General features: G+C 63.0%; 11 protein-coding genes. All 11 read right to left on the reverse strand.

Features of this window, described 5'->3' with window-relative positions:
• Positions 1–476: 476 nt before the first annotated feature.
• The 11 genes from AWB78_RS39740 to AWB78_RS39790 all read right to left on the reverse strand — a co-directional run bounded on the left by AWB78_RS39740 (position 477) and on the right by AWB78_RS39790 (position 10,708).
• Positions 477–734, reverse strand: coding sequence for a hypothetical protein (locus tag AWB78_RS39740; protein ID WP_062612402.1), 258 nt, complete (start codon positions 732–734; stop codon positions 477–479).
• 244 nt (positions 735–978) lie between these two features.
• Positions 979–1,686, reverse strand: a complete 708-nt coding sequence (locus tag AWB78_RS39745) for a GntR family transcriptional regulator (protein WP_062612425.1) — start codon at positions 1,684–1,686, stop codon at positions 979–981.
• A gap of 72 nt (positions 1,687–1,758) precedes the next feature.
• The gene (locus tag AWB78_RS39750; RefSeq protein ID WP_062612404.1) at positions 1,759–2,790 is read right to left on the reverse strand and encodes a proline racemase family protein; all 1,032 of its coding nucleotides are present in this window, start codon (positions 2,788–2,790) and stop codon (positions 1,759–1,761) included.
• Positions 2,791–2,802: 12 nt separating this feature from the next.
• The gene (locus AWB78_RS39755; RefSeq protein WP_062612407.1) at positions 2,803–4,284 is read right to left on the reverse strand and encodes an aldehyde dehydrogenase family protein; all 1,482 of its coding nucleotides are present in this window, start codon (positions 4,282–4,284) and stop codon (positions 2,803–2,805) included.
• Positions 4,285–4,300: 16 nt separating this feature from the next.
• Entirely contained in the window at positions 4,301–5,593 is a 1,293-nt protein-coding gene (locus AWB78_RS39760) for an NAD(P)/FAD-dependent oxidoreductase (RefSeq protein ID WP_062612409.1), read from the reverse strand.
• Complete coding sequence (locus tag AWB78_RS39765; protein WP_062612411.1) at positions 5,590–6,606, reverse strand: 4-hydroxyproline epimerase; 1,017 nt, start codon at positions 6,604–6,606, stop codon at positions 5,590–5,592. Before AWB78_RS39765 ends, AWB78_RS39760 begins: the two co-directional genes overlap by 4 nt.
• Before the next feature lie 54 nt (positions 6,607–6,660).
• Positions 6,661–7,539, reverse strand: a complete 879-nt coding sequence (gene dapA / locus AWB78_RS39770; RefSeq protein ID WP_062612414.1) for a 4-hydroxy-tetrahydrodipicolinate synthase — start codon at positions 7,537–7,539, stop codon at positions 6,661–6,663.
• A 36-nt stretch (positions 7,540–7,575) separates the two neighbouring features.
• Positions 7,576–8,241 carry an amino acid ABC transporter permease gene (locus AWB78_RS39775; protein ID WP_062612416.1) on the reverse strand — a complete coding sequence of 222 codons (666 nt, stop codon included), beginning with the start codon at positions 8,239–8,241 and terminating at the stop codon, positions 7,576–7,578.
• A 10-nt stretch (positions 8,242–8,251) separates the two neighbouring features.
• Positions 8,252–8,923 (reverse strand): amino acid ABC transporter permease, encoded by a 672-nt coding sequence (locus tag AWB78_RS39780; RefSeq protein WP_062612418.1) that lies wholly within the window; start codon positions 8,921–8,923, stop codon positions 8,252–8,254.
• Positions 8,924–8,931: 8 nt separating this feature from the next.
• Positions 8,932–9,765 (reverse strand): amino acid ABC transporter ATP-binding protein, encoded by an 834-nt coding sequence (locus AWB78_RS39785; RefSeq protein WP_062612420.1) that lies wholly within the window; start codon positions 9,763–9,765, stop codon positions 8,932–8,934.
• Positions 9,766–9,874: 109 nt separating this feature from the next.
• Complete coding sequence (locus AWB78_RS39790; RefSeq protein ID WP_062612423.1) at positions 9,875–10,708, reverse strand: substrate-binding periplasmic protein; 834 nt, start codon at positions 10,706–10,708, stop codon at positions 9,875–9,877.
• Positions 10,709–11,122: the final 414 nt, after the last annotated feature.

Genomic DNA, 11,122 nt, shown 5'->3' on the forward strand with positions numbered 1-11,122 from the left:
TGGTTGGTTGGATGAGCACCAATCGTTGCGCTCGCAGCTACATATGCGAGGGGCGTGCCAAGCGGAGCTGGAAGAACCGTTCGGTTAATCTAAGTGGCTGAATTGAAGAAGAAATTTATAGGCTCGACGAGAAATCGAATTGATTTAAGCGGCCTTGATGGCTGACGACATGTTGGGTGATGGAAAACAGAATCGTGGGATTTGTCGGAGATTGACGAACACGATCACATCGGGCGGAACGCGCGTCGACATCGCAAGACAACGCGACTCAAGCGTTTGAACGGTCGTGCAGAAGGGATTTTTTGGAATCGACAAGACTGACCGATGATTCGATATCCGAACGATCGGCTATTCGATGCTGACGCTCGTGACACGAGGCGTCGCAGTGGGAAAAGCGGGGAGAACGAGCGAGTACAGCTTTGACAGGAAGGGGAGAAGGCAACAGCGTTGTGCCTTCTCCCTTCGAAGATGATGCGTTACACCTTCACGCCGTCGAGCAGGCTGCCGACCGAAGAGAGCGTCTTCGTGACGTTCGTCAGATCGACATTCGTGTGCGTCGAAGCATCCACTTGCGTCACGGGCGCGACGTTGATCTGCGGGCTGGCGAACGAGAAGCCGCTGTTGAAGTTGGAGTTGATGCCGTTGTTCTGGAAGATGCTCGAGCCACCGACGATGGCGCCCATTTCGGCGCGGTCGAGTTCTTTGCTCACGGCGAGGTTGTCGATCTTCAGCATGATGTGTCTCCTGGGACTGGGTGGGTTGGATGAGCACCAATCGTTGCGCTCGCATCTCCTTATGCGAGCGGCGTGCCAGGCGCATCCGAAAGACCTGCCCGGTTAGCCCAAGTCCTTGAAGAACAAGATAAAAAAGACGGCGCCGCCATTCGCGCGCGAGGTGCCTGCAGCACCGGCCGGATCGATTCGTTGGATGCCGCAAGACAGCGCCGCGAGACGTGTCAGTGCGAGCCCGACAACCCGGCTACATCAGCGCCATCGACTCCGTCATGTTCTGCCGCATATAGTCGAGGAAGCGCTTCTGGAACAGCATCGTGTGTTCGTGGGCGAGCTTCTCGGCGGCATCGGCGTCCTGGCGCGCGATCGCGTCGATGATGTCGGCGTGGTCGCGGCCGAGCTTCGTCGCCGCCGGCGATGTCACCGTGTAGTCGAAATGCAGATGCAGGAGACGCTGTCCCTCGCCGAGCAGCCGCTCGTAATAGCCGATGAAATACGGATTGTTCGCCGCATGAGCGATAGCCATGTGCAAGCCCTTGTTGGTCTCGGACATCGCGTTGAAGTCGCCGCTGTCGATCGCCTTCATGTAGGTATCGTCGGCCTTGCGAATGCGGGCGAGATCGGCCTCGGTCCGATACAGCGCCGCAAGACGCGTGACCGCGCGCTGAATGAGGTCCAGCGCCGAAATGTACTTGGGAAACTCTTCGATCTCGAACGGCGTGACGAGCGTCGTGCGGTTCGGCAGGATCGTCACCAGGCCTTCGCTGATGAGTCGCGCGAGCGCATCGCGCACGGGCGAGCGCGACAGCCCGAATTGCGCCGCGAGCGAGACTTCGTCGAGCGGAGCGCCCGGCTTGAGTTGCAGGGTAAGAATCTGCTTGCGCAGTTCTTCGTAGATATACCGTCCGCCATGCCGGCGGACACCGGCTTCGGTCTCCGCGGTCGCTTTGCTCATGTGTTCACCGCCGTCGTCGTAGGCCCGGAAAGACGGGCGCGCGTTCAAGTTTATCATCGTGCGCGCTCCGTCTCAGGCGGCGGAAAAGCCCGTGCCCCATGTGTCGCTCAGCATGAAACCGGCGGCGAGCGGATCGTCCGGATCGACGCCGATCTGCTGAAATCCATATACCCATGCGCGCCCCGTGACGCGCGGAAGCACGGCGGGCCTGCCGCCGACTTCGGTCTTGCCCAGCAGTTCGATAGCGAATTCGCCGCCGATGGTCGAGCGCGATGTCAGCCTGCTGCCGACCTCGGCGAGCCCGCGCGCCGACAAGGTCGCGAGGTTGGCCGAGCTGCCGGTGCCGCACGGCGAGCGGTCGACGCGTCCCGGAGGCAGCGTCGTGCAGGTCTGATAGAGCGCGTCGCCGAGCCGGTTGCGGAACATGACGTAAGCGACTTCGTCGATCGCGGGATAAAGCGGATGCGCGACGCGAACCTGCGCGTTGATGACGTCCTTCAGCGCGACGCCCAGTTCCGCGAGCGCGCGTGCGTTATCAGGCGCGATCGTGAGCCCGGTCTGATCGACATCGATCAGCGCGTAATACACGCCGCCGAACGCGATATCCACCTTGATCGTGCCGAACCGTTCGGTCTCGATCTCCACGTCCAGTTGCTCGACGAACGCCGGCACCATGTCGAGCGAGACGCCTGTGCAGCGTCCATCCTTGCAGGCCGCGCGGGCGGTGACGAGCCCGGCCGGCGTATCGAGCACGACGGTCGTTTCCGGCTGGTGCATCTCCACCATGCCGAGTTCGAGCAAGGCCGTGACGACGCAGATCGCGTTGCTGCCCGACATCGGATGCGCCTTGTCCGCCTGCAGCACGATGAAGCCCGCATGCGCTTCGGGTTTCGTCGGCGCAAGCAATAGATTCACCGACATCTGCAGACAGCCGCGCGGTTCCAGCGTGACGAGCCGGCGCAGACTGTCGTCCACTTCGTTGATGTAGTTCATCTTGTCGAGCATGGTCTCGCCCGGAATGCCGACGACACCTCCCGTGATGACCTTGCCGATTTCGCCTTCGCAATGCACGTCGACGAGTTGAAGCGTTTTCTTCCAGCGCATGATCGTCCGGCCTTATTTGATGTACCAGCCCCACGGCTTGTCGCTGTCGTAGCGCGTGATCTGCTTGGTCTCGAGATAGTTGTTCAAGCCCCACTCGCCCAGTTCGCGTCCGATGCCGCTTTGCTTGTAGCCGCCCCACGGCGCCTCGGTGAAAGTGGGCTGGCTGCAGTTGATCCACACGATGCCCGCGCGCAACGCCCGCGCGACGCGCTCGCATCGTGCGATATCGCGCGACATCACGGCCGCCGCGAGACCGAAGCGCGAATCGTTGGCCGAGCGCACGGCTTCGGCTTCGTCGTCGAACGCGCGGATGCACACGACCGGCCCGAAAATCTCTTCGTTCCAGATCCAGCTATCGGCGGGCACATCGGCGAAAATGACGGGCTCCATGAAGTAACCCTTGTCCAGATGCGCGGGCCGTTCGCCACCGGTGACGAGGCGCGCGCCTTCGCTCACGCCGCGCTCGACGGCCTCGCGCACCTTGTCGAATTGCCCCTTGCTGACGATGGGTCCGAGCAGCACGCCGTCTTTCAATCCATTGCCGATGCTGATCCTGCGCGTTTCCTCCGTCAGCCGTTGGAGCAGGCGATCATGAATGCCCCGCTGCACGAGCACACGCGATGTGGCCGAACACACTTCGCCCTGATTCCAGAAGATGCCGAACATGATCCATTCGACGGCCGCATCGATATCGCTGTCATCGAAGACGATGAACGGTGACTTGCCGCCCAGTTCGAGGCTTACGTTCTTGATGTCGCGCGCGGCGGCCTGCATGATGCGGCTGCCGGTCGGCACGCTCCCCGTGAACGCGAGCTTGTCGATGCCGGGATGCCCGCTCAAGGGCGCGCCCGCGTCCTTGCCGAGGCCCGTCACGACATTGAGCACGCCCGGCGGCAGATCCGCATTCGCGGCGATGTCGGCGAGTTCGAGCGCGGTGAGCGGCGTGAGCTCCGACGGCTTCAGCACCATCGTGCAGCCCGCAGCCAGCGCGGGCGCGACTTTCCATGCGGCCATCAGCATCGGGAAGTTCCACGGGATGATCGCGCCCGCGACGCCGACCGGCTCCTTGCGCGCGACCGAACTGAAGCGGTCGTCGGACAGCGTGATGGGCGTCTCGGCGTTGTCGTCGAGCTTTTCGGCGAGGCCCGCATAGAACTCGAAGCAGCCGGCGGCGTCGCCGAGATCCCACAGCGCTTCGGGAAGCGGTTTGCCGTTGTCGCGCACTTCGATTTCGGCGAGCGCCTGAAGGCGGTCGCGAATGCCCTTGCCGATACGGCGCAACACGGCGGCGCGCTCGGCGCCGCGCATGCGCGGCCACGGACCTTCATCGAAGGCTTTGCGCGCGGCTTTCACGGCGATGTCGATATCCTCGGACGTCGCCGCCGCGACGCTCGCGATGACTTCCTCATTGCCCGGATCGATGGTCTCGAAACGGCCATTGCGAACGGGCGCGACCCAGCGGCCGTCGATGAAAAGCTTGTCGTACGATTTCATGAATTCGTCTCGTCAGTCAGGAGAAGCGATAGGCGCTGAACGGCTCGAGGTTCTGTTTCGTCGCGCGGCCCGCGACCATGTCCGCGATCAGCCGTCCGGTAGTCGCGCCGAGCGTGAGGCCGAGCTGGCCATGACCGAACGCCATGTAGACGTTCTTCAGTCTGCGCGAACGGTCGATGATGGGCTTCGTATCAGGCAGGAACGGCCGATAGCCGACGCCGTATTCGACCTGCGATGTGCGCATCTCCGGCAACACGCGCTTCGCCTTCTCGAGGATGATGTCCGCGCGTTTGAAATTGGGTTTCGCGCCGTGTCCCGCGAATTCGATCGTGCCGCCGATCTGTAGGCCGCGCGTCATCGGCGTGAAGCAGAAGCCGCCGTCCGCGTAGATGACCGAATGGCGAATCTCGACGCCCGGGTCCGACACGACCGCCTGATAGCCCGCGATGCCCGCGAGCGGCACGTTCACGCCGAGCGACTCGAAGAAGTGCCGCGCGCCCGTACCCGCCGCCACCACGACATGCCGCGCCGCGATGCGCTCGCCGTTCGCGAGCGTGACGCCGGTCGCCTGACCGTTCGCCTCGTCGATGCGGCGCGCTTCCGTCTGCACGCGACGTCCGCCCTGCGCGATGAAGCTATCGGTCAATGCGACGATGAAGCCCATCGTGTCCTTCACGGCGCGCCAGTCGTCGAACAGCAGTCCGTGCGAGAACTTGCCCGCGAGCGCCGGTTCGAGATCGCCGATATCCTTCGCGTTCAGCCGCTGCGACCTGAAGCCGAGCGATTCGCGCAGTTGCAGATGCGGCTGCTCATGCATGAGTGCGGCGGGATCGTCGAAGACTTCGAGAATCGGGCGCTCGCCCATCAGCGTCTTGTCGCCGCATGCGTCGAGCAGCGGCGCGTAATCGGCGTAGACGTCGTGCGTGAGCGTGGCCATCGACTGCGCGATCTCGACGATCTTCGCGTGCCGCGCGCACATCAGAAAGCGCAGGAACCACGGAATGATGCCTGGCAGCGCGCCCGGACGCAGCGCGAGCGGGCCTTTCTGATCCATCAGCCAGCCCGGTATCTTCATCAGGATGCCGGGCTTCGACAGCGGGATGATTTCGCTCACCGCCATCTGGCCGCAACTCCATTTCGCCGTGCTGTTGCCCGGCGCTTCGGGGTCGATGAGCGTGACGGCGTAGCCGCCGCGTTGCAGATAGAGCGCGCAGCACAGGCCGACGATGCCGCCGCCGATCACCACGGCGGTTTCCTGGCTGGATGGAAGCGGATCGTGCGTGGAGACTTCGCGAGGAACGGCGTTCACTTCACATACTCCTGCAGGCTGAAACCGTGAGCGTAAGGCTGCGCGTCATCGACGTAGTATTCCGCGCGGCCCGTGAGAAAGGCGCGGCCTTCGACGCTGGGCAGAACGGCGTCGAGGCCATTGTTCAGCGTCGTCGTCGCTTCGACACGTCCGATGAAACTGCTTCCGATCAGGCTCTGATGACGAAACGCCTGACCGATATCGAGCAGCCCGCGCGCGTGGCGTTGCGCGACACGCGCGGACGTTCCCGTGCCGCACGGCGATCGATCGATAAGACTATCACCTGCGATGACGACTGCGCGCGCGTCGGCGTCATCGGATAGCGGCGCGCCGGTCCACATCGTGTGCTTCACGCCGCGTATGCCGGGATGGTCCGGATGAATCACGTCGATGGCCGCGTTCACCGCCGCCTGCATTTGCCGGCCCCACGTGAGCAACGCGTCCGGCGCGAAGTGCTCGCAGCCCGGGAAGTTCGGCTGCACTTCGACGATCGGATAGAAGTTGCCGCCATACGCGATATCGACGGCGAGCCTGCCGAAGTGAGGATGCGTGATCTCGACATCGCGATGAAGCAGGAAGCTCGGCACGTTCGTGAAGCGCACCGACGACACGCGCTCGCCGTCCATTTCGTACTTCGCTTTGAGCTTGCCGGCGGGCACGTCGACGATGACCGTGCCCGGCGTCTTCGGCCGGACGAGCCCCGCTTCGACGGCGAAGGAGACCGAGCCGATCGACGCATGGCCGCACATCGGCAGACAGCCCGATGTTTCGATGAAGAGCAGGCTCATGTCCGCGTCATCGGACAGGGGCGGATAGAGCATCGTGCCGGACATGTGCGAATGCCCGCGCGGCTCCAGCATCAGCGCGCGGCGAATCCAGTCGTGGCTTTCGACGAACGCCTTGCGGCGCGCTTCCATGGTCGCGCCCGCAAGCGGCGGCGCGCCATCGATCACCATGCGTACCGGCATGCCTTCGGTATGTCCTTCGATGCTCTTGAAGTTGTGCTTGCTCATCCGGATGATCCGCTTGATTGAGTGCGCCGGCGGAAAAGCGCCGCCGGCATCGCATCACTGCTGGGCCGCTTCGAACACCGCGCGGAACTCGGCCTTCTCTTCGTCGGTGAGCGGCTGCAAGGGCATGCGCGCCGTGCCCACCTTGAAGCCCGCGAGCTCGCAGCCGTACTTCACCTTCTGCACGAACTTGCCGGCTTCCATCGTCGCCATGACGGGGAAGAGCGAGCGCATCACGTTTTGCGCGCCGCGAATATCGCCGGCTTCGAACTTGTCGTAGAAATCGACGACCTGCTTCACGAAGCAGTTCGCCGGCCCGCAAATCCAGCTCGACGCGCCCCACAGGAAGAAGTCGAGCGCCTGATCGTCGGAGCCGCAGGAAAGCTGATAGTGATCCTTGTACTTCTCGCCGATTTCGATCGCGCGCAGCAGATTGCCGCTGCTTTCCTTGATGCCGACGACGCGCGGATTGTCCTTGAACGCTTCGAGCACTTCGAAGCCGACTTCGACGTTCGTGCGCACCGGATAGTTGTACAGCACGATATCGACGTCCGGCACCGCCTTGAGAATCGCCTCGTAATGGCCGATCAATTCCTGTTGCGATGGCAGCGCGTAGTACGGCGGCGCGATGAGCACGTTCTTGTAGCCCGCGTCGCGCACCAGTTGCGTTTGTTCGATGACTTCGCGCGTGCACGATCCGTTCGCGCCGCCGATCAGCGTGCCGCGGTCGCCGACCACTTCGCGCACGGTCTTCAGGATCGCGCGGCGCTCGTCGTGCGTGAGCGCGTAGTATTCGCCCGTCGAGCCGAGCGGCACGAAGCCCTTGACGCCCGCCTTGAGCTGGAATTCGAGGATGTTCGCGAGCGTGTCGTGATCGACCGCGCCGGATGCGTTGAACGGCGTGACGAGTGCGGGAAGGATGCCTTTCATCTGCATGAGTTGCTCCACTGAACGATGAGTCGTTGATTGAGGTTAGTAGGCAAAGCGCCTGAGCAAACGCGTTTCGACCACGCCGACGAGACGCGTGAGCGGAAAAGCGACGAGGAAATAAATGATGGCGACCGTCGTCAGAAACTCGATCGGCTTCGCCGTGCTGTTCGAGATGTTCTGGCCGACGAACATCAGGTCCGCGACACCCACCGACGAGATGAGCGCGCTTTCCTTGAACAGGCTGACGACGTTCGAGAGCAGCGGCGGAATCGAACGCAGCAGCGCTTGCGGGAAGATCACGTAGAGGATCTTCGCGTGCGGCGAGAGACTCAGCGCGATGCATGCGTCGTGCTGCTCGCCGGAGATCGATTTCAGCGCGCCGCGGAACGTTTCGCTCGTGATCGCGGCCATGTAGAGCGTCAGCGAAATCACGACGGACACATACGGCGGAATCGGAATGCGAAACACGACCGGGAAGCAGAAGAAGACCCAGAAGAGCTGGATCAGGAGCGGCGTGCCGCGAAAGAACTCCACGTACAGCGTGGTCGCGGCCTTCATCCAGCGCGAGGGCGACATGCGCAAGAGGCTCAGCACGAAGCCCGCGAGACTGCCGATCACGGCGCAACTGCTGGTGAAGGCGATCGTCAGCCCGAGTCCCTTGAGCAGCACGAGCCAGTAGGGCAATACGGCGGAAAAGTCGAGATGCATGTTCGTCTCCTCAACGCTTGACCGCGAGGTCTTGCCGGCGCTCGATCACGTTGACGAGCTTCGCGATCGGCAGGGACAGCGCGAAATAGATCAGCGCCACGACGGTGTAGGTTTCGAGCGGCCGATACGCTTCGGTCGCGAGGCTCTTGCCGATATACATCAGGTCCGCAACCGCGACGATGGCGACGAGCGCGCTCTGCTGCAGGCTGCCGATGCCGTTGGTCATGAGCACGGGCATCGCGCTGCGCAGCGCTTGCGGCAGCACCACGTACATGGTGCGTTGCCATGGCTTGAGACCCAGCGCGACGCATGCGTCGAGATGTTCCTTCGGCACGGCCTGAACGCCCGCGCGATACGCTTCGGCGTTGAAGGCCGTGAGATTCAGCCCGAGCGCGAGCACGCCCATCGTGATCGGATCGATGAAGACATCGACCAGCATCGGGATGCAGTAGAAGAACCACACGATCTGCAGAAGCGCCGGCGTGCAGCGGAAGAACTCGATGAATAACTGCGCCGGCCAGCGCACTAACGTCCAGCGGCTCATCGCGAGCAGGCAGAGCAGAAAGCCGAACACGAGACCCATGATGTTCGACGCGACAGCGAGCTCGATCGTGACCCTGAGGCCATCCAGCAAGGCGCTGAAGCTGCCTTCGAGAAAGCGGAAATCGAAGTGATAGTTCATGTTCGGCCTCAATCGAGATGCAGCACTTTCTCGAGGAACTCGCGCGTGCGAGCCTGCTTCGGGCACTTGAACATATCGGCGGGCGCGCCTTGCTCGACGATCTTGCCGCCCGCGCAGAACACGACGCGCGTCGCGATATCGCGGGCGAAGTGCATGTCGTGCGTGACGATGATCATCGCCATCTTCTGCTCGGCGAGCTGGAGCATCACGTTCTGCACTTCGATCACCATTTCCGGATCGAGCGCCGATGTGACTTCGTCGAACAGCATCAGCTTCGGCTCGAGCATCAGCGCGCGCGCAATCGCGACGCGCTGCTTCTGGCCGCCCGACAACTGGCTCGGATACGCGTGCAGCTTGCTTTCGAGACCGAGCCGCGCGAGATACGTGCGGGCGCGTTCCGTCGCTTCCGTCCTGGACAATCCGCCCACCTTGACCGGCGCGAGGATCAGGTTGCCGAGCACGGACAGATGCGGAAAGAGCGTGTAGTGCTGAAACACCATGCCGATCTGCTTTTGCAGCTTGGCGTCGATGCGCTTGCCGCGCCCCGAATCGGCGCCGAAGATATACGGCTGGCCCTGAAAGCCTATCTGGCCGCCCTGAATGCCTTCGAGTCCCATCATCACGCGCAGCAGCGAGCTCTTGCCGCTGCCGCTCGGCCCGATGATGACGAGGCGGTCGTCCTCGCGCATGTCGAGGTTCATGTGATCCATGACGACGAGGTTCTCGCCATAGGACTTGTACACGTCCCTGAACTGCACGAACTCGCCGGACGTGGCGGGGGAAAGATCGAGAACGGCGGGCGGGGCGTCGTGTGGGGCAATCATGGTTTGCGATGACAGCATGAAATCTCTCCAGCAAGCGCGCCCGCGCGGGCGCGTGATCTGCGGATGACGATGTGCGGGGTTATCGCGCGCGATCCGCCGGGACTGCCGCACGGATCGGCGCGTCACATCACTTGTTGGCGACCAGCATGGCCTGCACGGAGGTCTTGATGAGCTTGTCGACGGCGCCCGATTTGACTTGCGCGCTGACGTAGTCGTTGAGGACCGCGAGATCGGCGGCGGATGTCTCTTTGCGGAGGCCGAAGGCGACTTCCTGTTGCGCGAGCGGCGGCGTCGGCTGAACGGTCGCGGCCCAGTCGGGATGCGCTTCGGTCAGCAGCATGTTGGTGATGTTGGCGTCGGCGAGGAGGTCGGCGCGCTTCGACATGAGGGCGAGGCGCGTTTCGTCGTTGCCCGGCAGGCGCATGATGCGCGCCTGCTTCAACGCCGCCGAGATGGCCTTATCCTGCGCGGTGCCGGACATCACGGCGATGGTCACGCCCGGCTTGTCGATGTCGGCGAGGCTGTGCGCGCCCTTCGGGATCTTCGGGTTGTTCTTGTTATAGACGAACGACACGTTGTAGTCCGTCGCGGGGGCCGAAAACGACACCGCTTTCTCGCGCTCGGGCGTCTGGTTCAGCGCCATCGACAGATCCCACTTGTCCGACTGCAGACCCGCGACGATGTTGTCCCACGTCGTATCGACGAATTCGACCTTCACCTTCAGTACGTTCTGCCCGAAGTTGCGGCATAGATCCGCGAAGAAGCCGCTGTATTCGCCGGTCTTCGGATCTCGCATCACGTAAGGCGGCGCGACGGCCGCGCCGCAGCGAAGCACGCCCGCCTTTTTCACGCTTTGCCACGCGCCGGCGTCTTCGGCATGAGCGGGCGCTTGCGCGATCGCGGCTGCGGCCAAGGCCAGACACGCCAGCGCGCGACGGATGAAACGAGACAACTGAACCATGATGAACTCCCGAGTAAGAGTAAACCCGCATCCAATCTCTGGAAACTGCACCACACAAATCTGCGTGTCTTGTTGTGTGCAGGGTTGTATGCAGTGTAGGGAGTCAAAAAAGGGGCTGTCAACTAGGCGATTGCCCTTAGTTCGTTCGCGCGTCGAGTGAGGGGAGGCGTTGGCCGCGGTGATTCGCGCGTTGCGCGCGAGGGCCGGTGATGCGGAACTGCGGAGAGGGAGAAGGAAACGCGAGCGTTCCTTCTCCCTTCGAGGGGATGACGCTTACAGCTTCACACCGCCGAGCAGGCTGCCGACCGCATCGAGCGACTTGGTGATGTTCTTCACATCGACGTCGGTGTGCGTGGAGGCATCGACCTGAGTCACGGGCGCGATGTTGGTCTGCGGGCTGGCGAACGAGAAGCC

The sequence above is a fragment of the Caballeronia calidae genome (genome assembly GCF_900044055.2).
GTDB classification, from domain to species: domain Bacteria; phylum Pseudomonadota; class Gammaproteobacteria; order Burkholderiales; family Burkholderiaceae; genus Caballeronia; species Caballeronia calidae.

What these genes read in the sequence shown, in the direction of transcription:
- AWB78_RS39780 (WP_062612418.1), bottom strand. Translation starts at nt 8,923, where the DNA reads ATGAACTATCACTTCGATTTCCGCTTTCTCGAAGGCAGCTTCAGCGCC.
- AWB78_RS39775 (WP_062612416.1), bottom strand. Translation starts at nt 8,241, where the DNA reads ATGCATCTCGACTTTTCCGCCGTATTGCCCTACTGGCTCGTGCTGCTC.
- AWB78_RS39740 (WP_062612402.1), bottom strand. Translation starts at nt 734, where the DNA reads ATGCTGAAGATCGACAACCTCGCCGTGAGCAAAGAACTCGACCGCGCC.
- AWB78_RS39745 (WP_062612425.1), bottom strand. Translation starts at nt 1,686, where the DNA reads ATGAGCAAAGCGACCGCGGAGACCGAAGCCGGTGTCCGCCGGCATGGC.
- AWB78_RS39750 (WP_062612404.1), bottom strand. Translation starts at nt 2,790, where the DNA reads ATGCGCTGGAAGAAAACGCTTCAACTCGTCGACGTGCATTGCGAAGGC.
- AWB78_RS39755 (WP_062612407.1), bottom strand. Translation starts at nt 4,284, where the DNA reads ATGAAATCGTACGACAAGCTTTTCATCGACGGCCGCTGGGTCGCGCCC.
- AWB78_RS39790 (WP_062612423.1), bottom strand. Translation starts at nt 10,708, where the DNA reads ATGGTTCAGTTGTCTCGTTTCATCCGTCGCGCGCTGGCGTGTCTGGCC.
- AWB78_RS39765 (WP_062612411.1), bottom strand. Translation starts at nt 6,606, where the DNA reads ATGAGCAAGCACAACTTCAAGAGCATCGAAGGACATACCGAAGGCATG.
- dapA (WP_062612414.1), bottom strand. Translation starts at nt 7,539, where the DNA reads ATGCAGATGAAAGGCATCCTTCCCGCACTCGTCACGCCGTTCAACGCA.
- AWB78_RS39785 (WP_062612420.1), bottom strand. Translation starts at nt 9,765, where the DNA reads ATGCTGTCATCGCAAACCATGATTGCCCCACACGACGCCCCGCCCGCC.